Consider the following 21,846-nt stretch of genomic DNA (forward strand, 5'->3'; position numbering starts at 1 on the left):
TTATTCTGCGCCCATGGAACTCAAAGACCGCATCAAGGCCGCCCGCAAGCACGCCAACCTGAGCCAGGTACAGCTCGCAAGCGCAGCCGGCATGACACAGACCTCTATATCCGACCTGGAACGCGGCAAATCGCGCGCGACCAGCTTCGCCACCCAGATCGCCACCATCTGCGGCGTCAGCCCACGCTGGCTCGCGGAAGGCCGTGGAGAGATGCTGGAGGGCCGGATGAATCGACAACCTGGCAATGCGGACTGGTTCGGCGGCGTGGAGTCCTGGGACGACGACACGCCACTGGATGCCGACGAGATCGAGCTGCCCTTCTACAAGGAGGTGGAGCTGTCCGGCGGCAAGGGCAGCACGGTCGTGCTGCAGACCACCGGCCGCAAGCTGCGCTTCGGCAAATACTCGCTGCGCAAGAAGAACATTGATGCCGCCAGCGCGGCCTGCGTGACGGTAAACGGCAACAGCATGGAGCCCGTCCTGCCCGACGGCAGCACCGTGGGCGTCGACACCAGCGCACGCACCATCAAGGATGGCGACATGTACGCCTTCGACCATGACGGCCAGCTGCGCGTGAAGCTGCTCTACCGCCTCCCGGGGGCGGCCTGCGCGTGCGCAGCTTCAACAGCGACGAGCACCCCGACGAACGCTACGAGGCCAGCGAAGCCAACGAGCACATCAACATCATCGGCCGGGTGTTCTGGTACTCCGTGCTGCTCTGAGCCCCCCTCCCTCTTACGCAAAGCCCGGCGAATGCCGGGCTTTTTTCATTACCGGGCCCTGCCCCATCAGCCCACGCAGCAACGTGCCCCAGAGAGCCCTGGAGACCGAGAGGAGGGAGGGTTTGTAGCTTTCGGCTTGCAGCTTGCAGCTTGCAGCTTGCAGCTTGCAGCTGCCAGATCATCCGACCCGACCGCGGATCATTGCCAGCCCTTTTTCAGACACAAAGAAAAAGGGCCTGCATTGCTGCAGGCCCTTCTCTTGTATGGCGCACTCAGGAGGATTCGAACCTCCGACCGCCCGGTTCGTAGCCGGGTACTCTATCCAGCTGAGCTATGAGTGCGTTTCGGTGGTTTTAGACCAGATCACCACTGGTTTACTGCCCGATGCGCCGACCTTGATCGTCGCATCCTATATGGCGCACTCAGGAGGATTCGAACCTCCGACCGCCCGGTTCGTAGCCGGGTACTCTATCCAGCTGAGCTATGAGTGCGTGTAGGGCGCGCATTATAGAGAATCTCAAACCTTCGTCAACTGCTTTTTCGATAACTTTCAACAACTTACCGAACTAACCGCTGACATCTCTATAACGCTTAATAATGGCGGAGAAGGGGGGATTCGAACCCCCGACACCCTTTTGAGGTGTACTCCCTTAGCAGGGGAGCGCCTTCGGCCACTCGGCCACCTCTCCGCAACACGGGGCGCATGATATCCATGTTTTCCCCGTTTGCAAAGCAAAAAATGCAGAAAAATTAGTGGCTTGGTTCCTGGTCTTTCTCTTTCTGTATGCGCTGGTAAATCTCTTCACGGTGCACGGCTACCTCCTTCGGGGCGTTGACGCCAATGCGCACCTGATTACCTTTCACGCCTAACACGGTGACAGTGACGTCGTCACCCACCATCAGGGTCTCTCCGACCCGGCGAGTCAGAATCAGCATTCCTTTCTCCTCACGGATTTAATGTTCAGGGACAAAAACAGTCTGCAAAAAAGAAATGGTATCGACCCCATGCGTTATCAAGGGGCCTCCACCCAAGTATTGACCAGCACTGGCAAAAGGAAAGTTCCAACAGTACTGACCAAAAACGACAAAAGGCGCGGGGTGAGCCGCGCCTTTCGTTATATGCCTCACTCGCCCTGTCGGGCGGGTGCGTCGAGCTCGAAGGCGGTATGGAGGGCGCGCACGGCCAGCTCGAGGTACTTCTCCTCGATCACCACGGACACCTTGATCTCGGAAGTCGAGATCATCTGGATATTGATGGTTTCCTTGGCCAGGGCTTCGAACATGCGGCTGGCGACGCCTGCGTGGGAGCGCATGCCGACACCGACGATGGAGACCTTGGCGATCTTGGTGTCGCCGCTGACTTCACGGGCGCCGATCTCGCGAGCGGTCTGCTCCAGCACCTGCAGCGCGTTCTGGTAGTCGTTGCGGTGCACGGTGAAGGTGAAATCGGTGGTGTTATCGTGCGCGACGTTCTGCACGATCATGTCCACTTCGATATTGGCAGCGCTGATCGGCCCGAGGATCTTGAAGGCAACGCCGGGAGTATCCGGTACGCCACGGATGGTCAGCTTGGCTTCGTCGCGATTGAAGGCGATGCCGGAGATGATCGGCTGTTCCATGGATTCCTCTTCATCAAGGGTAATGAGGGTGCCCGGACCCTCCTGGAAGCTGTGCAGCACGCGCAGCGGGACGTTGTACTTGCCGGCGAACTCCACCGAACGGATCTGCAGCACCTTGGAACCGAGGCTGGCCATTTCCAGCATCTCCTCGAAGGTGATCTTGTCCAGGCGCTTGGCCTGGGGCACGACGCGCGGATCGGTGGTGTAGACGCCATCTACATCGGTATAGATCTGGCACTCATCGGCCTTCAGCGCCGCCGCCAGGGCCACGCCGGTGGTGTCGGAGCCGCCACGGCCGAGGGTGGTGATGTTGCCGTGCTCGTCCACGCCCTGGAAGCCGGCGACCACGACCACGCGACCCGCCTTGAGGTCGCTGCGGATCTTCTGGTCGTCGATCTGCAGGATGCGGGCCTTGTTGTGCGCGCTGTCGGTGAGGATGCGCACCTGGTTGCCGGTATAGGAAACCGCCGGCACACCGCGCTTGATCAGCGCCATGGCCAGCAGGGCAATGGTCACCTGCTCGCCGGTGGAAACCATCACGTCCAGTTCGCGCGGCACCGGCTTATCGCTGATCTGCTTGGCCAGGTCGATGAGACGGTTGGTCTCGCCGCTCATGGCGGAAACCACCACCACGATGTCGTCGCCGCCTTCGCGGAATTTCTTGACCTTCTCGGCCACCTGCTCGATGCGCTCGACGGTGCCGACCGAGGTCCCCCCAAACTTCTGTACGATCAAAGCCATTTCAAAAGCCGCCTAATCCCGTGAAGGGCGCCCATTAAACAATCAACGCAGAACACTGCCAAGGCCCGCCGGGCGTGGGGCGGGCCGTTGGCGGCGGGGTCTTACAAACCCTGCTCGACGAACGGTACGGCCAGGGCCAGGGCCTGCTCCAGGGCCGCGGCGTCGGTACCGCCGCCACGGGCCATGTCAGGACGACCACCACCCTTGCCGCCGACCGCAGCCGCGGCCTGCTTCATCAGATCGCCGGCCTTGAGTTGGCCGGTCAGGTCCTGGGTGACACCGGCGACCAGTGTCACCTTGCCCTCCAGCGCGCCGCCGAGCAGGATCACCGCGCGGCCGAGCTTGTTCTTCAACTGGTCGACCAGCGCCAGCAGCGCGTCGCCGTCCAGGTCCAGGCGTGCAGCCAGGACCTTCACACCCTTGACGTCGACGGCCGAAGCCGCGAGGTCGTTGCCGGCAGCGCTGGCCGCCTTGGCCTTGAGCTGGTCCAGCTCCTTCTCCAGCTGGCGGTTGCGCTCCAGCAGGGCGGAGAGCTTGTCCAGCAGGTTGTCGCGACTGCCCTTGACCAGGCCGGCCGCTTCCTTGAGCTGCTCCTCGGCGCCGTTCAGGTAGGCCAGCGCTGCCGCACCGGTCACCGCCTCGATGCGACGCACGCCGGCGGCCACGCCGCCTTCGCTGGTGATCTTGAACAGGCCGATGTCGCCGGTGCGGGACACGTGGGTACCGCCGCACAGCTCGACGGAGAAGCCGTCGCCCATGCTCAGCACGCGCACCTGGTCACCGTACTTCTCGCCAAACAGCGCCATGGCGCCCTTGGCCTTGGCGGTCTCGATATCGGTTTCCTCGGTATCGACCGCGCTGTTCTTGCGGATCTCGGCGTTGACGATGTCTTCCAGCGCCTTCAGTTGCTCGGGCTTGATCGCCTCGAAATGGCTGAAGTCGAAACGCAGGCGCTGGCTGTCCACCAGGGAGCCCTTCTGTTGTACGTGCTCGCCCAGCACCTGGCGCAGCGCAGCGTGCAGCAGGTGGGTGGCCGAGTGGTTGAGCGCGGTGGCCTGCCGTACGTCACCTGCCACTTCGGCCTTGACCGAAGCGCCGGCGCTCAGGCTGCCCTGGGCGACCACGCCGTGGTGCAGGAAGGCACCGCCGGCCTTGGTGGTGTCGCGCACGTCGAAGCGCACGCCGGCGCCTTCCAGGTAGCCGCAGTCACCGACCTGGCCACCGGACTCGGCGTAGAACGGGGTCTGGTCGAGGACAACGACGCCCTCCTCGCCTTCCTTCAGGCTGTCGACCGCCTGGCCGTCCTTGAACAGCGCGACGATCTGGCCGGAGCCGGAATGCCCCTGGTAGCCGAGGAAGCGGGTCTCGCCCTCGACCTTGACCAGGCTGTTGTAGTCCATGCCGAAGGCACTGGAGGCACGGGAGAGCTCGCGCTGCTTCTCCATCTCGCGCTCGAAGCCTTCCTCGTCGATGGTCAGCTCGCGTTCGCGGGCGATGTCGGCGGTCAGGTCCGCAGGGAAGCCGTAGGTATCGTACAACTTGAACACCACATCGCCCGGGATGACGCTGCCGGAGAGGCCGGCCAGATCCTGCTCGAGGATCTTCAGGCCATTCTCCAGGGTCTTGGCGAACTGCTCTTCCTCGGTCTTGAGCACGCGCTCGATGTGTTCCTGTTGCTGCTTGAGCTCGGGGAAGGCGTCGCCCATCTCGCCAACCAGCGCGGCGACGATCTGGTGGAAGAAGGTACCCTTCGCGCCCAGCTTGTTACCGTGGCGGCAGGCGCGGCGGATGATGCGGCGCAGCACGTAGCCACGGCCTTCGTTGGACGGCAGTACGCCGTCGGCGATCAGGAAGGAGCAGGAACGGATGTGGTCGGCGACCACCTTCAGCGAAGCCTGGCCTTCGTTGGCGCAACCGATGGCCTTGGCCGCGGCGTTCAACAGGCTCTGGAACAGGTCGATCTCGTAGTTCGAGTTCACGTGCTGCAGCACGGCGCTGACGCGCTCCAGGCCCATGCCGGTGTCCACGCTCGGTGCCGGCAGCGGGTGCATCACGCCGTCCGCAGTGCGGTTGAACTGCATGAAGACGTTGTTCCAGATCTCGATGTAGCGGTCGCCGTCCTCTTCCGGGGAACCGGGCGGGCCGCCCCAGATGTCCGGGCCGTGATCGTAGAAGATCTCGGTGCAGGGGCCGCAGGGGCCGGTGTCGCCCATCGCCCAGAAATTGTCGGAGGCGTACGGCGCGCCCTTGTTGTCGCCGATGCGGACCATGCGCTCGGCGGGGACGCCGACTTCCTGGGTCCAGATGTCGTAGGCCTCGTCGTCGCTGGCGTAGACCGTGACCCAGAGCTTCTCCTTGGGCAGGTTCAGCCACTTGTCCGAGGTCAAAAATTCCCAGGCGTAGGTGATGGCGTCACGCTTGAAATAGTCGCCGAAGCTGAAGTTGCCCAGCATCTCGAAGAATGTGTGGTGGCGCGCGGTGTAGCCGACATTGTCCAGGTCGTTGTGCTTGCCGCCGGCGCGTACGCACTTCTGGCTGGTGGTGGCACGGGTGTAGGCGCGCTTTTCCAGGCCGAGGAAGCAGTCCTTGAACTGGTTCATGCCGGCGTTGGTGAACAGCAGGGTCGGGTCGTTGCCCGGGATCAGGGAGCTGGAGGCCACACGGGTGTGCCCCTTCTCTTCGAAGAAGCTCAGGAAGGCTTCACGGATTTGAGCGCTTTTCATAGGTTCTTCCACGGAAACTGCGGCCACGAATCGCCGGCAAAGGGCCGCATTATATAGGCCCTGTGCCTGCGGGATAGTGCCTTTATGCGATAGAAAGCGACTATCGAACGCTATCGGGTAATCAGCTGCGACGAAACTCGGCGAACGCCTCGATAACCCGCTCGATGCCGGCGGCGTCGACGTCCAGGTGGGTGACCATGCGCAGGCGCGGCGCCGCACTGAGGAGGATGCCCCGCTCGGCCATGAACGCCTTGAGCGCCGGCGCCTGCGAGCCCAGATCAACATAGACCATGTTGCTCTGCACCGGCTCCACGCCGTAGCCCAGTTCGGCCAACCCGGCGCCCAGGCGCGCGGCGTTGGCATGGTCGTCCGCCAGGCGCTGCACCTGGTGATCCAGGGCGTAGAGGCCGGCTGCGGCCAGCAACCCGGCCTGGCGCATGCCGCCACCGACCATCTTGCGCAGGCGCCGGGCCTTGGCGATCAGTGCCGCGCTGCCACAGAGCACCGAGCCGATCGGGGCGCCCAGGCCCTTGGACAGGCACACCGAAACCGAATCGAAGTGACGGGTGATCTCGCGGGCATCCACGCCCTGCTTCACCGCCGCGTTGTACAGGCGGGCGCCGTCCAGGTGCAGCGCCAGGCCGCGACGGCGGGTCATCTCGCGGGCCGCCGCCAGGTATTCCAGGGGCAGGACCTTGCCCTGCATGGTGTTCTCCAGCGCCAGCAGGCGGGTGCGGGCGAAGTGGAAATCGTCCTGCTTGATCGCCGCCTCGACCTTCGCCAGGTCGAGGGAGCCATCCGCTTCACCATCGATGGGCTGCGGCTGGATCGACCCGAGCACCGCCGCACCACCGCCCTCGTACTTATAGGTGTGGGCCTGCTGGCCGACGATGTATTCGTCGCCGCGTTCGCAATGGGCCATCAGCCCCAGCAGGTTGCTCATGGTGCCGGTGGGCACGAAGAGCGCGGCCTCGAAGCCCAGGCGCTCGGCGAGCGTGGCCTCCAGGCGGTTGACGGTGGGGTCTTCGCCATAGACGTCATCACCCAGCGGCGCCGCCTGCATGGCATCGCGCATGCCGGGCGTGGGTTGGGTGACGGTATCGCTGCGCAGGTCTATGACGGCCATCTCGGGGCTCCTTGGCTGGGTAAGGGAACGACCCTAAAGGAGCGCGGCGGGAGGAGCAAGGGGGAGCGAAACGTCCTTCGGCAAGCCGTAGCCCGGGCATCAGCCCGGGAACGAGACGCGCATTGGATCAGTCGACCTCGGCGGGAACGATGAGGATGCCGGCGCGCAGGCCGTTCTTCACCTTCGGATTGGGGAAGATGATGCGCGCGCCCTCCTCCTCGATCACCCAGCGGGTGCCGGCGATGTCGTCGGCCAGCAGGTAGCCGACCGGCAGCTCGCTGAAGTTCTCGATGTCCGTCGGCAGGTGCAGCTGGAAGGCATCGCTGTGCTTGATCACCTCGCGGGAAACGGCGAACAGCTGCAATGGGCCGAGGTCCTCGCCCTCGCCTTCCGGTTCCGCGCCCTCCACCAGCAGGCGCAGACGCGCCTCCAGCAGGTCGAGGTTGACCTGGCCGTTCTGGCCGAACGGGCGCGCCTTGCCCAGCTCCAGGGTGAACGCCTCGGCGTCCAGGCTGGCATAGGTGTAGGAGCTGAAGGTGATGCCGGTCTTGTTCTGCAGCAGCACCGCCTCGATGCCGGCGGCACCCAGGCGCGCCAGCTCGCGACGGGAGTGCTCGCGCCCTTCCTTGTACGGGTAGAGGGCGAACTGCTCGATCTTCGAGCCCCGGATGGCGGTGTGCAGGTCGTAATGCAGGCGGGTACGGCCCGGCTTGATGAAGAACGCCGCGGCCAGGCGCTCCAGCTCGTTGGCGCGCATGGCCTCGAAGCCGCTGGTCTGCTCGTGGCGGCCATTGAACAGGCGGTTGATGTCCTGCTCGACATAGCGTTCGCCGCGACGCATGGCCTCGGGGTTGCCGAGCAGGAAGAGAATGCGCGAGCGGGGCTTGAGCTCGCCCCGGGCGACACCCTGCAGCAGGCGGTCGAGCAGCTCGATCGGCGCCGTCTCGTTGCCATGGATGCCGGCGGAGAGCAGCAGGTCCATGCCATTGTCGGCATGGACGGGCGGGGTGACTTCCAGGGCCCCCTCGCCCAGCCAGTGCAGGCGGGCGCCCTCGGCGGTCAGTTGAATCTTCTCGGTCGGCTCGCGGCCGGCCAGGGTCAGTTCAAGCAGTTTGCCAAGGGCCAACATCCGCGCGTCCTCAATGATCGTGGTTGCAGTCCGGGCCATGCACATGCCCGTCCTCGTCGTCATCACCGGCATCGGCCGGCTCCATCTCCAGCTGCAGGCTGACCAGGTTGGTCGCCAGCGGGCGCAGCAGCAGGTTGGCGTACTCGGTATCGCCTTCCTCGACATCGACACCGATCAGCAGCTGGCCGTTGCCGGCGGTCTGGATCCAGACCTCCTTGCCCTGCCACATCACCGCGAAGCGGGTGCAGGAGGTTTCGAGCTGGGTACCGTCGGTGTCTTCGAGGATGAGTTGCAGGGCGTCGGACATTTAATAAAGCTCCAAGTCGTAAGCGACAAGCGGCAAGTGTAGGCGGCGGCTTCTACTTGAAGCTTGTCGCTTGGCGCTTGCCGCTCAATTCAGTTGAAACGGATAAACGGCGCCCAGTTTAAGGATCTGCGTCAGCTCATCCAATGCCGTGCGGCATTCGGTGAGCAATTGTGGATCAGCCAGGTCGGTTTCGCTCAGGCGGTCGCGGTAGTGCTTCTCCACCCAGGCGGTCAGGGTGTCGTAGAGCGAGGGGGTGAGGATGACGCCCTGGTTGACCGCTGCCAGTTCGTTGTCCTTGAGCGCCACGCGCAGGCGCAGGCATGCCGGGCCGCCGCCGTTCTGCATGCTCTGCTTGAGGTCGAAGACCTTCACCTCGCGGATCGGGCCGTCCTCGGCGGTGAGGGTCTGCAGGTAGCTCCACACCCGCGCGTTGTTGCGGCACTCCTCCGGGACGATCAGCAGCATGCTGCCATCGGCGCGGCTGAGCAGCTGGCTGTTGAACAGGTAGGAACGCACGGCGTCCTCCACCGTCACCGCCGCACGCGGTACGCACACGGCCTGGAAGCGGCCACCGACGCGGCCCAGCTTGTCGTGCAACTCGGCCAGCACCTTGTCGGTATCGAGGAAGGCGTCCTCGTGGTGGAACAGCACCTCGCCATTGCCCACCGCGATCACGTCGTTGTGGAACACGCCCTGGTCGATCACCGCCGGGTTCTGCTGGGCGTAGACCACGCCGGCCTCGCTCAGCCCATGCAGGCGCGCGACGGCCTGGCTGGCCTCCAGGGTCTGCCGCGCCGGGTAGCGCGAGGGCGCCGGGAAGCGGCTGTCGAAGGCGCTGCGGCCGAACACGAAGAACTCCACGCCGGCCTCGCCATAGCCCTTGCAGAAACGGGTGTGGTTGGCCGCACCTTCGTCACCGAACTGCGCCACCGCCGGCAGCGCGGCGTGGTGGGCGAAGTGGCGCTCGTCGGCGAACATCGCCCCCAGCACGCGGCTGGTGGTGGGGTGCTCGATGCTGCGGTGGAACTTGCAGTTGAGGTTGGCCGCGGTGAAGTGCACGCGGCCGTCCGCGGTATCGGCGCTGGGGCTGACGGTGCAGGCGTTGGCGGTCCACATGCTCGATGCCGAACTGCAGGCGGCCAGCAGCGGCATGGCGTCACGGGCGGCCTTCTCGATCACCTGGGCGTCGGTCCCGGCGAAGCCGAGGCTGCGCAGCGCAGCGACGTTGGGGCGCTCCTGCGGGGCGAGCACGCCCTGCTGGAAGCCCATCTCCATCAGCGCCTTCATCTTCGCCAGGCCCTGCAGGGCGGCTTCCTTCGGGCTGGAGACGGCCTGGCTGTTGCTCTGCGACGCCACGTTGCCGTAGGACAGGCCGCCGTAGTTGTGGGTCGGGCCGACCAGACCGTCGAAGTTCACTTCATGGGCGCTCATAGGCTGACTCCAGGCGTCAGGGTTGCAGGCAGGGCAAGGGTTTCGCTTTCCAGCGAGGCGACCGGGTAGGCGCAGTAGTCAGCGGCGTAGTAGGCGCTGGCGCGGTGGTTGCCCGACGCGCCGATGCCCCCGAAGGGTGCGCTGCTCGCGGCCCCGGTCAGTTGTTTGTTCCAGTTGACGATGCCGGCGCGGCTCTCGATGAAGAAGCGCTGGTACAGCTCGCGGGAGTCCGAGAGCAGGCCGGCGGCCAGGCCGTACTGGGTGGCGTTGGCCTCGGCCACGGCAGCGTCGAAATCGGCGTAGCGGATCACCTGCAGCAGCGGGCCGAAGAACTCTTCGTCCGGGCGCTCGGCCACGGCGGTGACGTCGAGGATGCCGGGGGTCAGCAGCGCGGCGGTCTCCAGCGGCTGGGACATGGCCAGCAGCGCCGTGGCGCCCTGGGCGATCAGGTGCTCCTGGGCCTTGAGCAGGTGGCGCGCGGCGTCCAGGGAGATCACCGAGCCCATGAAGGGTGCCGGCTGGGCGTCGAAGGCACCGACCTGGATGCTCGCCGCCACCGCCACCAGGCGCGCCAGCAGCGCGTCGCCCCAGGCGCCGACCGGCACCAGCAGGCGGCGGGCGCAGGTGCAGCGCTGGCCGGCGGAGATGAAGGCGGACTGGATGATGGTGTAGACGGCCGCGTCGACATCGGCCACCTCGTCCACCACCAGCGGGTTGTTGCCACCCATCTCCAGCGCCAGGATCTTGTCCGGGCGGCCGGCGAACTGCTGGTGCAGCAGGTTGCCGGTGCGGCTTGAGCCGGTGAAGAACAGGCCGTCGATGCCGGCGCTCGCGGCCAGGGCGATGCCGGTCTCGCGGGCGCCCTGCACCAGGTTGAGCACGCCGGCGGGCAGGCCCGCCTCGATCCAGCACTTGACCGTCAGCTCGGCCACCTTGGGGGTCAGCTCGCTGGGCTTGAACACCACGGCATTGCCGGCCAGCAGCGCGGGCACGATGTGGCCGTTTGGCAGGTGGCCGGGGAAGTTGTAGGGGCCGAACACGGCGACCACGCCGTGGGGCTTGTGGCGCAGCACGGCCGTGGCGTCGACCAGCGGGCCGCTCTTCTCGCCGGTGCGCTCGCGGTAGCTCTGGATGGAGATGGCGACCTTGTTGACCATGGTGGTCACCTCGGTGGCCGACTCCCACAAGGGCTTGCCGGTCTCCTCGCCGATGCAGCGGGCCAGCTCGTCGGCGCGGGTCTTGAGGGTGGCGGCGAAGCGCTCGAGAACGGCGATGCGCGCATCCAGGCTCAGACGGGCCCAGGCCGGGAAAGCGGCGCGGGCGGCGGCCACGGCGGCTTCGACCTGCTCGGCGCTGGCGCCCTGGCCGCTCCATACGGATTCCTGGGTGACCGGGTTCAGCGAGTCGAAGGCCTCGCCCTGCCCGGCCTGCCAGGCGCCTGCGATGTAATGGGTGCTCATTTGACGGACTCCTTGGCCGACAGCGGCACGGCGCGGACCGAAGCGCCAGCCGAGAGTTTCAGGCGCTTGGCGGTATCGGCATCGACCACCAGGGTGCCGGCGGCCAGGCGGGCCGGGGCGGCGGTGATGCGGCAATCCTCGCGCTTGCGGTTGTGGATCAGGTACGGCGTGGCATCGTCGCCCGGCGTGCCCACGGCCAGCACCAGCGCCTGGCTGTCCTGCACGGCACGGATCTTCGCGGTCTGGCATTCGATGGCCGGGCCGGCGTCGAAGATGTCGACGTAGCCCTGGAAGCTGAAGCCCTCGCCCTTGAGCATGGCCAGCGCCGGCTCGGTGTCGGCGTGCACGCGGCCGATGACATCGCGCGCCGCCTCGGAGAGGAAGCAGGTGTAGAGCGGGAACTTGGGCATCAGCTCGGCGATGAAGGCCTTGTTGCCGACGCCGGTGAGGTAGTCCGCGCGGGAGAATTCCATCTTGAAGAAATGCCGGCCCAGGCTCTCCCAGAACGGCGAGACACCGTGCTCGTCGGACATGCCGCGCATCTCGGCGATCACCTTGTCGCCGAACAGCTCGGGGAACTCGGCGATGAACAGGAAGCGTGCCTTGGACAGCAGGCGGCCGTTGAGGCCGGTGCGGTAGCCGGCGTGCAGGAACAGCGAGCACAGCTCGGAGTTGCCGGTCAGGTCGTTGGCCAGGAACAGGGTGGGGATCTGCCGGTGGATGTTCAGCTCCTGCGAGGCGCTGACGGTGAGCCCGACACGGTAGTTGTACCAGGGCTCGCGCAGGCCGACGGCGCCGGCCACGGCGGAGATGCCCACCACCTTGCCGTCGTCGTCCTCGAGTACGAACAGGTAGTCCGCATCACCCCGCTCGGCTTGGCCGCTGAAGGCCTTCTCCGCCCAGCCCACGCGATGCGCCAGGCGCTCCTCGTTGGCCGGAAGGGTGGTGAGGCCGGCACCGGTGCTGCGCGCCAGGTCGATCAGGGCAGGCAGGTCGGCGCTGCGTACGGGACGAACGATCATAGAGACTCCGTTAGAGCTGCAAGCTTCAAGCGGCAAGCTGCAAGTCGGGCGGCAGGGCCCCCGCTTGGCGCTTCGGTTTAAATCGCTACCAGGCGCACGCTGGCGCCTTCACCCACACCGAGGGCTTCGGCGATCTCCAGGCTGAGTTCCACCGGCTTGCCGGGCACCCAGTCGAGGTCGGCCACCAGGGCACGGAAGTCCTGCAGCAGGCCGTTGCTCACCAGGTACTGGCGGCCCCCCTTCTGCTGCTCGCCGATGCGCACCGGCACGACACGGCTCTGGGCGATGGAGCGGATGCCGGAGGTGCGTGCGTGCAGGGTCGGGCCGCCATCGAAGATGTCGATGTAGTTGTCGGTCTCGAAGCCTTCGCGCATCAGGATGTCGAAGGTGATCTGCGCGCGCGGGTGCACCTGGCCCATGGATTCCTGGGCCTCGTCCGGCAGCAGCGGCACGTAGATGGGGTAGTTGGGCATCAGCTCGGCGAGGAAGGTGCGGCTCTTCAGGCCCGACAGGCGCTCCGCCTCGATGTAGTTCAGGTCGAAGAAGTTGCGGCCCACGGCGTTCCAGAACGGCGACTCGCCCTCGTCGTCGCTGTAGCCGACGATCTCCACCACCACCGCATCGGCAAAGCGCTCCGGGTGGCTGGCCATGAACATCAGGCGCGCCCGGGAGTTGAGCTCGGCGCTGGCGGTGCCCACCAGCTCGCGCTGCACGTAGAAGCTGGTCAGCAGGCTGTTGCCGGTGAGGTCGTGGCACAGCGAGAGGACGTGGATCTTGTTGTGGATCTTCAGCTCGCGCGAGGCGTGGACGAAGGTCTCGTTGCGGAAGCTGTAGAAGGGCTCGGAGAAGCCCGCCGAGGCGACGATGGCCGAGCAGCCGACCAGGCGGCCGGTCTCGGTGTCTTCGAGGACGAAGAAATAGCTCTCCTCGCCGTTGAAGCTGACTTCGGCGGCGAACGAGGCTTCCGAGGCAGCGATCTTCTCGCCGAGGCGCTCGGCGTCGTCCGGCAGCGAAGTGACACCAACGGGGCTGTCCGCAGCCAGGCGCTGAACATCGGCAAGGTCGGCCATTTGCGCGGGGCGCATCACCAGCATGGTGTCACTCCTTCAATAAAGGCTCCGGACAACCCATGCACGGTCGGCCGGAGAAAACGACGACCAACGGCCGCCGATCACGCATGAAAAACGTTCATCCCTGGAATCGGAACCGCGGCACAGCCCTGTGCCGCGTATCGCCCTGGCCTCAGGCCTGGGTCAGCTTGGCCACGGCGCGCTCGAAGCGATCCAGGCCCTCGTCGATGTCGGCATCCGGGATCACCAGGCTGGGCGCGAAACGCACCACGTCCGGGCCGGCCTGCAGCACCATCACCGATTCCTTCTCGGCGGCGTTGAGCACGTCCTTGGCCTTGCCCTTCCAGGCATCAGACAGGGCCGCACCGATCAACAGGCCGAGGCCACGCACTTCGGTGAAGATGCCGTACTTCCGGCCGATCGCCTCGAGGCGGGTCTTGAAGCGGTCGTGCTTGGCGTTGATGCCGCTGAGCACTTCCGGGGTGTTGATCACGTCCAGCACGGCCTCGGCCACGGCACTGGCCAGCGGGTTGCCGCCGTAGGTGGTGCCGTGGGTGCCCACCACCAGGTGCTTGGCGATCTCGGTGGTGGTCAGCATGGCGCCGATGGGGAAGCCGCCGCCCAGGCTCTTGGCGCTGGAGAGGATGTCCGGGGTGACGCCGTAGTTCTGGTAGGCGAACAGCTTGCCGCTGCGGCCCATGCCGCTCTGCACTTCGTCGAACACCAGCAGCGCGTTGTGCTCGTCGCACAGCTTGCGCGCGCCTTCCAGGTAGGCCTGGGTGGCCGGCAGCACGCCGCCTTCGCCCTGCACGGGCTCGAGCACCACGGCGCAGGTCTTGTCGGAGATGGCGGCCTTCAGCGCGTCCAGGTCATTGAAGGGCACATGGGTGATGCCCTCCACCTTGGGGCCGAAGCCGTCGGAATACTTGGGCTGGCCACCGACGGTCACGGTGAACAGGGTGCGGCCGTGGAAGCTGTTGGTGGCCGAGATGATCTCGTGCTTCTGCGGGCCATAGACGTCATGGGCGTAGCGACGGGCCAGCTTGAACGCGGCCTCGTTGGCCTCGGCGCCGGAGTTGGCGAGGAACACGCGCTCGGCGAAGGTGGCGGCCACCAGCTTCTTGGCCAGGCGCAGGGCCGGCTCGTTGGTGAAGACGTTGGAGACGTGCCAGATCTTGTTGGCCTGGTCGGTCAGCGCCTTGACCAGCGCCGGGTGAGCATGGCCGAGGGAGTTCACGGCGATACCGCCGGCGAAATCGATCAGTTCGCGGCCACTCTGGTCCCAGACTCGCGAACCCTCGCCACGGACGGGAATGAAGGCGGCGGGTGCGTAGTTGGGAACCATCACCTGATCGAAATCGGCGCGCTCGACCTGCGCATGCTCAACGGACATCAGTTTCTCCTGCCATGGACGGCTAGTGATGAAAGGATTGTAGGGACAGATTCGGGGTTGGCATTGCCGCCAAGCGACAACTTCTTACAGCGCCAACCCGCGAAAATCCGAGGCTTTCGGAAATGCGACAGAAAGCTTCGGGAAGGCGCAGTTTAAACGCGGATCGCCACGGGACGCACGAGGCGCAGCGCATCGGTCAGCGGATGACCGGCGGGGCTTGGAGGGCGACGCGAATGGCGATCGGCAACTGCCGGAACCGGACGGTTCCGGCTTACTCGCAAGGGCTGCTTGCGCAGACCCGTGGCGCGGAGCCCGAGCGGGCTCCGCGACGGGGACCTTCCGGCCGCTAGAGCGCCATCCGGTACTCGATCACGCCCGGCCGCTCGGCGATCCAGTCATACAGCCGCTGGGCGGTCGTGTTGGTTTCCTGGGTGTGCCAGTACAGCCTGTCGCACTGCTTTTCCCGGGCCTGCCCCTGCACGTACTCGATGAGCGCCTTGCCGATCTTCTGGCCACGCACGCTGGGCGATACGTAGAGATCCTCCAGGTAGCAGAAGTCGTTCAACGCCCAGGTCGAGCGGTGGAAGACGAAATGGACGAAGCCATGGATGCGCTCACCGTCCGTGGCGACGGCGCAATGGACCGGCTCGTCGCCATCGAAGAACCGCGCCCAGGTCGCCCGGGTGGTCTCCGCGCCCAGGTCCACGGCATAGAACGCCTGGTACTTGTCCCAGTACCCGGCCCATTTCTCGAAGTCCTCCGCCACCACGGGGCGTACCGATATGAGTTGCTGCACAGCTGTCATGGAAATGCTCCTGTCTTGATCCGGCGGGCCTCTCCCCCGGAACCGCAGGTCAACCACCGGAGCCGGCGCCCTCTGCGCCGGCCCTGCCAGGCTTGACCAGAACGGTTTTATAGCGCCCCATTGGCCGGATTATCCCCGCCAATGAATGCATCAAGAGCAGACCAATTGTTCAAGAACGCCCTGCTGGAATCGGTCAAGGCCCGCCTGGCCCATCCGGAACTTCGCCCCCTGCCCCTGCACGCGCGGATCCAGCGCACCCTCCGCCAACTGATACTGGACGGCGCCCTGGCGTCGGGCACGCCGCTGCCCGCCTCACGCCAGCTGGCCAGCTCCCTCGGCGTTTCCCGCGACACCATCGAGGCCGCCTACGGCCAGCTGCATGCCGAAGGCTTCATCGAGCGCCGCGTCGGCAGTGGCAGCTTCGTCGCCGAGGCCACCCGGCTGTCACCCGGCAGGCCTGCCCGCCGTGCGCGCAAGGCGTCGGAGGATGGGGCCGGCCTCAGCCAGCGCGGCCAGGCCATGGCGCGCCAGGGCGGCGTGCGCGAACACCTCGCGCCCCGTCCGTTCGCCCACGGCGTGCCCGAGACGCGCACATTCCCCCTGCAGACATGGGAGCGCCTGCAACGCCAGGCGCTCAAGGAATACGGCTCGAAGGCCCTGCTGCATGGCGACCCCCAGGGGCTGGAGCCGCTTCGCCGCGCCATCGCCGACTACGTCAACCTGGAGCGCGGCGCCCGCACCACGGCGGACCAGGTGCTGGTGCTCACCAGCTCGCAGCAGGCGCTGGGGCTGTGCGCCAAGGTGCTGCTGGACGCGGGCGAGCGGATCTTCGTCGAAGACCCGGTGTACTACGGTGCGCGCAAGGCCTTCGAGGCGGCGGGCCTGGTTTGCCAGGCCGTCCCCGTCGACGCGAACGGCCTGCAGGTCGACCGGCTCCTGACCCACCCGCACCCCGCCCGGGCAGTGTACCTGACGCCCTCCCACCAGTTTCCGTCCGGCGCGACCCTGTCCCTAGAACGACGCCTGGCACTGATCGAATGGGCCAAGCGGGAACGGGTCTGGATCATCGAGGACGACTACGACAGCGAGTTCCACTACGCGGGCCGGCCCACCGCCTGCGTCCAGGGCCTGGACGCGCACGAGCGGACGCTCTACATCGGTACTTTCACCAAGTCGCTGTTCCCGGGGCTGCGCATCGGCTACCTGGTGCTGCCGCCGGCCCTGGTGGAACCCATGACCACCGCCCGCTCCCTGCAGGACGGCCATACCGCCTCCATCGCCCAGCTGACACTGGCGCGCTTCATCAGCGGCGGGCACTTCGGCGCCTACGTCCGCGGCATGCGCACCCTCTATGCCGAGCGCCTGGCCCTCCTCGCGGAGCTGCTGGAAAAGAGACTGAGCGCGGTGATCGAACCCCGCGTTCCGGCCGGAGGGCTGCAAATGCCCTGCCTGCTCACCGGGGACCTGCCCGAAGCCACCGCCGTCGCCGCTGCGCGCCACGCGGGCATCGACCTGCTGGGGCTGAGCGGGCTCTATGTCGAACGCCCGGCGCAGCCGGGCTTCCTCATGGGCTTCGCGGCCTACACCCCGGAAGAACTCAAGCGCGCGGTCACCACGCTGGAACGCTGCCTGCTCCCCCCCGCCGCACCTGAGTTCTCGTAGGTTGGCGCCAAGCGCAGCGCGGCCCAACAGGCCGATGCATCAGGGTGAGCGAAGAAAGGGGAAAGGACGAACACCAGGCAGGCACGACGCCCACCCGGTGCTCGTGCTCAACCGCGCTCGGCGAGTGCCGGCTGGTTGTCGAAGGGGCCGCCGCTGCGCCGCTGGTTGCGGTCTTCGCGGGGCGTGACGCCGAAGAAGTTGCGGTAGGCGCTGGAGAAGTGCGGGCCGGAGGAGAAGCCGCAGGACAGGCCGATCTGGATGATCGACTTGCTGGTCTGCATCAGCATCTGCCGGGCCTTGTTCAGGCGCAGCTCCAGGTAGTACTGGCTGGGCACCCGGTTGAGGTACTGCTTGAAGATGCGCTCCAGCTGGCGACGCGACACGCATACGTGCTGGGCGATCTCGTCGGTGGTCAGCGGCTCCTCGATGTTGGCCTCCATCAGCAACACCGCCTGGGTGAGCTTCGGGTGGCTGGAGCCGAGGCGGTTCTGCAGCGGGATGCGCTGGCGCTCGCCGCCCTCGCGGATGCGCTCCACCACCAGCTCCTCGGAGACCGCGCCCGCCAGCTCGGCGCCGTGATCGCGCGCCAGCACCGCCAGCAGCAGGTCGAGGACCGAAAGGCCGCCACAGGCGCTGAGGCGATCACGGTCCCAGTCGAACAGGTGGCTGGTGGCGATGACCTTGGGGAAGCGCTCGGTGAAGTCGTCCTGCCAGCGCCAGTGCACCGCCGCGCGGTAACCGTCGAGCAAGCCGAGCTGGGCCAGCGGATAGACCCCCGCCGACAGGCCGCCGATCACGCAGCCGGCACGCACCAGTTGCTTGATCGCCCCCGACAGCGCGGCGGACATCGGCGCGGGCGGCTCGTCAGCCAGCAGGAACAGGCGGGTAAGCCCTTCGAGCCGGCCGGTCCAGGCCTCGCCGGGCAGGCGCCAGGCACCCTCGGAGGGCGCCTCGGCCTGGAGGAAATGCAGCTCGTAGACCACTTCGGGGTGCAGCCTCTGGGCGACACGAAGTGCTTCCTCGGCCAGCGCCAGGGTCATGGCCTTGGTGCCGGGCCAGAGGAGAAAACCGATTCGATGGGCAGTCATGGCAGGCAGCTTAGCCGCAGTTGGCATTAATTACTTCAGGCTCCCCGAGAGGAACTGCTTGAGGCGCTCGGATTGCGGATTGGCCAACACTTCGCGCGGGCAACCGGTCTCCTCGACCACACCCTTGTGCAGGAAGATCAGCTGGTTGGAGACCTCGCGGGCGAAGCCCATCTCGTGGGTCACCACCACCATGGTGCGGCCTTCGGTGGCCAGGTCCTTCATCACCTTGAGCACCTCGCCCACCAGCTCGGGGTCGAGCGCGGACGTGGGCTCGTCGAACAGCATCACCTCGGGCTCCACCGCCAGCGCACGGGCGATGGCCACACGCTGCTGCTCGCCGCCGGACATGTGCGCCGGGTAGGCGTCCTTGCGATGGGCGACGCCCACCTTGGCCAGGTAGTGCTCGGCCTTCTCGATGGCTTCCTTCTTCGGCACGCCGAGCACATGCACGGGCGCCTCGATGACGTTCTCCAGGGCGCTCATGTGCGACCACAGGTTGAAGTGCTGGAACACCATCGCCAGGCGCGAGCGCATGCGCTGCAGCTGCTTGGGCTCGGCCGCCTTGAGGCCGCCATCGCGGTTGGCCACCAGCTTCAGCTCCTCGCCGTTGAGCAGGATCTTGCCGCCATGGGGCTGCTCGAGCATGTTGATGCAGCGCAGGAAGGTGCTCTTGCCCGAGCCGCTCGAGCCGATGATGCTGATCACATCGCCCGCCTTGGCCGCCAGGGAAACGCCCTTGAGGACTTCATGGCTGCCGTAGCGCTTGTGCAGGTCTTGGACTTCCAGTTTGTACATGGTCTCGGTCTCGATGCGAATGGATCAGTCGCTCAACAAGCGTCCCTGACGAATGGGTACATGGCCGGCCACCTTGGCCAGCCACAGTCCGGGCTGCGCGAAACGCAGGCGTTCGCGCACGTACAGCACGCCGCGGGTGGAGGCACGCACCACGCTGTGGCGGTCGCTCAAGGGGTCGATCACCTCGAACAGCGGATCACCCGCCTCGACCAGCGCCCCCACCGGCTGCAGGAAACTCACCACCCCGGCATGGGGGGCACAGGCGTATTCGGCGCCCTCGAAGGGCGTCACCTCGCAACCGGGCGCAGGGGCCGGCGGCCAGTCGCCGCCGATCAGTCCCTGCCCGGCGAGGAAAGCGAGGATGGCCTCGCAACTGGCTTCGGCGCGCTCACGCTCGGTGTCGGCCATGCCGCCCAGCTCCACGGTCGCCGCCACGCCGGCCAGCGGAATGGCGCAATCGGGGAAGCGACGCTGCAGGCGCAGCCAGGCCATGGAGCAGGCCTCGTCGAACGAACTGCCGCCGGAATCCTCGGCCACCAGCATGGCGCCGGCACCCAGGCGCGCGGCCAGCGGGCGGAAGGCTTCCGCCTGCTGGGGAATCATGTAGAGGTGCACCACCGCATCGAAGTCGCAATGCAGGTCGAGCACCAGATCGGCGTCGCAGGCGTGGCGCAGCAGCAGGCGCTGCAGGCCCTGGAGCTCGGAGGCGGCCGGCGCCAGGCCATCCAGGGCGACCTGCATGGCGTTGCGGATCGACCGCACGTTGGCCGCCACGTCACTGCCCAGGCGGCCCTCCAGCATCGGTGCCACCAGCTCGGCCAGGTCGGCGAAGCCACGGTTGAAGTTCTTGCCGCTGGCGAGCTCGAAACGCCCCAGGTGGTTGGCCTGGAGCATCTGCCCGAGGCCGATGGGGTTGGCCACGGGCACCAGCTCGATCACACCGGCCAGGCGCCCTTCGGCCTCCAGCTCGGCCAGGCGCTTCTTCAGCTCCACCGCCACGCGCATGCCCGGCAGCTCGTCGGCGTGCAACGAGGCCTGGATATAGGCCTTGCGCTCGCCCGAGCCGAAACGGAAGACCGCCAGCTCGCGGCGGGTGCCGGGAATGCCCCAGGGCAGGAGGTGGTCGATGCGCTGCATGGGTCAGGCCTTGCGCGGGGCCAGGTAGGCCAGCCAGCGGCGCTCGGCCAGCTTGAACAGGCGCACCAGGATGAAGGTCAGGCACAGGTAGAACAGGCCGGCGGTGATGAACGCCTCGAACGGCAGGTAGTACTGCGAGTTCACGGTGCGCGCCGCGCCGGTGATGTCGATCAGGGTGACGATGGAGGCGAGGCTGGTGGTGTGCAGCATCATGATCACCTCGTTGCTGTACTGCGGCAGCGCACGGCGCAGGGCCGAGGGCAGCAGGATGCGGCGGTACAGCTTGGCCCGCGACATGCCGATGGCCTTGGCCGCCTCGATCTCGCCGTGGGGCGTGGCGCGGATGCTGCCGGCGAGGATCTCGGCCGTGTAGGCGCTGGTGTTGATGGCGAAGGCCAGGCAGGCGCAGAAGGTCGCGTTGGACAGGTAGGGCCACAGGGCGCTCTCGCGAACCCAGGCGAACTGCGCCAGGCCGTAGTAGATGAGGAACAGCTGCACCAGCATCGGGGTGCCGCGGATGACGTAGGTGTAGAGCCAGGCCGGGAAGTTGATCGCCGGCTGCTTGGAGACCCGCATCAGCGCCAGGGGCACGGCCGCCAGCAGGCCCAGGGCGAGGGAGATCGCCAGGAGCTTGAGGGTGACCAGCACACCACCGAAGTAGAGCGGCAGGTTTTCCAGGATGACGTTGTAGTCGAAGATCACGCGTGCGCCCTCTTGATCACAGCTCGGCGGCCTTGATGCCGGCGGAATAGCGTTTTTCCAGGAAGCGCAGGGCCAGCAGGGAAACGCTGGTCAGCACCAGGTAGAGCGCGGCCACGGCCAGGTAGAAGGTGAAGGGCTCGCGGGTCGCGTCCGCGGCGCTCTTGGCCTTGAACATCATGTCCTGCAGGCCGACCACCGAGACCAGCGCGGTGGCCTTGGTCAGCACCAGCCAGTTGTTGGTGAAGCCGGGGATGGCCAGGCGGATCATCTGCGGCACCAGCACGCGGAAGAACACCTGGCGGCCGCTCATGCCGTAGGCGAAGCCGGCTTCGCCCTGCCCCTTGGGGATGGCCATGAAGGCGCCACGGAAGGTCTCGGACAGGTAGGCACCGAAGATGAAGCCCAGGGTGAAGACCCCGGACCAGAACGGGTCGAGGTCGATGTAGTCCTCGTAGCCGACCATGGGCGCGACCATGTTCACCACCTGCTGGCCGCCGTAGAAGATCAGCAGGATCAGCACCAGGTCGGGAATGCCGCGGATCACCGTGGCATAGGTCTCGCCCAGCAGCGCCAGCCAGCGCACCGGCGACAGGCGGAACGCCGCGCCGACCAGGCCCAGGACGATGGCCATGGACATGGACGACAGGGCCAGCAGAAGGGTGAGCCAGGCACCATCGAGAATGGTCGAGCCGTAGCCGTTGAGCATGTTCAGGTCCTCATGCAGCGCCCCGGATGGAACCGGACAGCACCGCTGCAACGAAAAAGTGGCACAACCTGCAGGTTAGCCGCGAACCGTGGAGCCTGGCGTCGCGGCGCTGCGGTCGCTCGCTGGCGACCTCAACGTCCTGGTTGTGCCACTTCCGGGGAATGGCAACCCGTATCAAGGCACCGAGAAACCGGGCAGGGCCTCAGT

Annotated in this window: 18 protein-coding genes, 3 tRNA genes and 1 pseudogene; 2 read left to right on the forward strand and 20 right to left on the reverse strand. The window is 66.5% G+C overall.

Translation table 11 applies throughout. The features are described from left to right. Positions 1-13 precede the first annotated feature (13 nt). Positions 14-723 (forward strand): annotated as a pseudogene (locus PHLH3_RS21140) (helix-turn-helix transcriptional regulator). 264 nt (positions 724-987) lie between these two features. On the opposite strand, the gene PHLH3_RS21145 reads toward PHLH3_RS21140, so the two are convergent. The 15 genes from PHLH3_RS21145 to PHLH3_RS21215 form a co-directional block, all read right to left on the reverse strand. Further along, a tRNA-Arg gene (locus PHLH3_RS21145) sits at positions 988-1,064 on the reverse strand. A 73-nt stretch (positions 1,065-1,137) separates the two neighbouring features. Then, positions 1,138-1,214, reverse strand: a tRNA-Arg gene (locus PHLH3_RS21150). 107 nt (positions 1,215-1,321) lie between these two features. Then, positions 1,322-1,412: transfer RNA gene (locus tag PHLH3_RS21155), tRNA-Ser, on the reverse strand. A gap of 61 nt (positions 1,413-1,473) precedes the next feature. Continuing rightward, entirely contained in the window at positions 1,474-1,659 is a 186-nt protein-coding gene (gene csrA, locus PHLH3_RS21160) for a carbon storage regulator CsrA (protein WP_003283978.1), read from the reverse strand. Between the two features lie 188 nt (positions 1,660-1,847). Further along, complete coding sequence (locus tag PHLH3_RS21165) at positions 1,848-3,083, reverse strand: aspartate kinase (protein ID WP_111261886.1); 1,236 nt, start codon at positions 3,081-3,083, stop codon at positions 1,848-1,850. Positions 3,084-3,184: 101 nt separating this feature from the next. Then, the gene (gene alaS / locus PHLH3_RS21170; protein ID WP_213625669.1) at positions 3,185-5,806 is read right to left on the reverse strand and encodes an alanine--tRNA ligase; all 2,622 of its coding nucleotides are present in this window, start codon (positions 5,804-5,806) and stop codon (positions 3,185-3,187) included. A gap of 121 nt (positions 5,807-5,927) precedes the next feature. Continuing rightward, a complete protein-coding gene (gene ltaE / locus PHLH3_RS21175; RefSeq protein ID WP_213625670.1) occupies positions 5,928-6,932 on the reverse strand; it encodes a low-specificity L-threonine aldolase in 1,005 nt (334 codons plus the stop codon). Positions 6,933-7,059: 127 nt separating this feature from the next. Beyond that, positions 7,060-8,061 (reverse strand): succinylglutamate desuccinylase, encoded by a 1,002-nt coding sequence (astE, locus tag PHLH3_RS21180; RefSeq protein WP_213625671.1) that lies wholly within the window; start codon positions 8,059-8,061, stop codon positions 7,060-7,062. Positions 8,062-8,071: 10 nt separating this feature from the next. Then, positions 8,072-8,368: a hypothetical protein gene (locus PHLH3_RS21185; protein ID WP_021218473.1), complete on the reverse strand. Its 297-nt coding sequence runs from the start codon at positions 8,366-8,368 to the stop codon at positions 8,072-8,074. Between the two features lie 84 nt (positions 8,369-8,452). Further along, positions 8,453-9,799, reverse strand: a complete 1,347-nt coding sequence (gene astB, locus PHLH3_RS21190) for an N-succinylarginine dihydrolase (protein WP_213625672.1) — start codon at positions 9,797-9,799, stop codon at positions 8,453-8,455. Then, positions 9,796-11,259, reverse strand: a complete 1,464-nt coding sequence (gene astD / locus PHLH3_RS21195) for a succinylglutamate-semialdehyde dehydrogenase (RefSeq protein ID WP_213625673.1) — start codon at positions 11,257-11,259, stop codon at positions 9,796-9,798. Before astD ends, astB begins: the two co-directional genes overlap by 4 nt. Continuing rightward, positions 11,256-12,281, reverse strand: a complete 1,026-nt coding sequence (gene astA, locus PHLH3_RS21200; protein ID WP_213625674.1) for an arginine N-succinyltransferase — start codon at positions 12,279-12,281, stop codon at positions 11,256-11,258. Before astA ends, astD begins: the two co-directional genes overlap by 4 nt. Positions 12,282-12,358: 77 nt before the next feature. Further along, positions 12,359-13,375: an arginine/ornithine succinyltransferase subunit alpha gene (gene aruF / locus PHLH3_RS21205; RefSeq protein ID WP_111261879.1), complete on the reverse strand. Its 1,017-nt coding sequence runs from the start codon at positions 13,373-13,375 to the stop codon at positions 12,359-12,361. Positions 13,376-13,523: 148 nt separating this feature from the next. Beyond that, positions 13,524-14,744 carry an aspartate aminotransferase family protein gene (locus tag PHLH3_RS21210; protein ID WP_213625675.1) on the reverse strand — a complete coding sequence of 407 codons (1,221 nt, stop codon included), beginning with the start codon at positions 14,742-14,744 and terminating at the stop codon, positions 13,524-13,526. A 346-nt stretch (positions 14,745-15,090) separates the two neighbouring features. Next, positions 15,091-15,549: a GNAT family N-acetyltransferase gene (locus PHLH3_RS21215; RefSeq protein WP_213625676.1), complete on the reverse strand. Its 459-nt coding sequence runs from the start codon at positions 15,547-15,549 to the stop codon at positions 15,091-15,093. Positions 15,550-15,714: 165 nt separating this feature from the next. On the opposite strand from PHLH3_RS21215, the gene PHLH3_RS21220 reads away from it, so the two are divergent. Next, on the forward strand, positions 15,715-17,211 hold the full coding sequence (locus PHLH3_RS21220; RefSeq protein ID WP_213625677.1) for a PLP-dependent aminotransferase family protein: 1,497 nt from the start codon (positions 15,715-15,717) through the stop codon (positions 17,209-17,211). 107 nt (positions 17,212-17,318) lie between these two features. Here PHLH3_RS21220 and argR read toward each other — a convergent pair whose 3' ends face one another. The 5 genes from argR to PHLH3_RS21245 are packed head-to-tail and all read right to left on the reverse strand — an operon-like array spanning position 17,319 to position 21,639. Next, positions 17,319-18,299 (reverse strand): transcriptional regulator ArgR, encoded by a 981-nt coding sequence (gene argR, locus PHLH3_RS21225; protein ID WP_213625678.1) that lies wholly within the window; start codon positions 18,297-18,299, stop codon positions 17,319-17,321. A 30-nt stretch (positions 18,300-18,329) separates the two neighbouring features. Next, positions 18,330-19,094: an ABC transporter ATP-binding protein gene (locus PHLH3_RS21230; RefSeq protein ID WP_021218464.1), complete on the reverse strand. Its 765-nt coding sequence runs from the start codon at positions 19,092-19,094 to the stop codon at positions 18,330-18,332. 24 nt (positions 19,095-19,118) lie between these two features. Next, positions 19,119-20,231 (reverse strand): succinylglutamate desuccinylase/aspartoacylase family protein, encoded by a 1,113-nt coding sequence (locus PHLH3_RS21235; protein WP_213625679.1) that lies wholly within the window; start codon positions 20,229-20,231, stop codon positions 19,119-19,121. A 3-nt stretch (positions 20,232-20,234) separates the two neighbouring features. After that, entirely contained in the window at positions 20,235-20,933 is a 699-nt protein-coding gene (locus tag PHLH3_RS21240; protein WP_111261873.1) for an ABC transporter permease, read from the reverse strand. A 16-nt stretch (positions 20,934-20,949) separates the two neighbouring features. After that, entirely contained in the window at positions 20,950-21,639 is a 690-nt protein-coding gene (locus PHLH3_RS21245; protein WP_111261872.1) for an ABC transporter permease, read from the reverse strand. Positions 21,640-21,846 lie beyond the last annotated feature (207 nt).

The organism is Pseudomonas sp. Pc102 (assembly GCF_018408275.1).
In the GTDB taxonomy this organism is placed as follows: Bacteria; Pseudomonadota; Gammaproteobacteria; order Pseudomonadales; family Pseudomonadaceae; genus Metapseudomonas; species Metapseudomonas tohonis.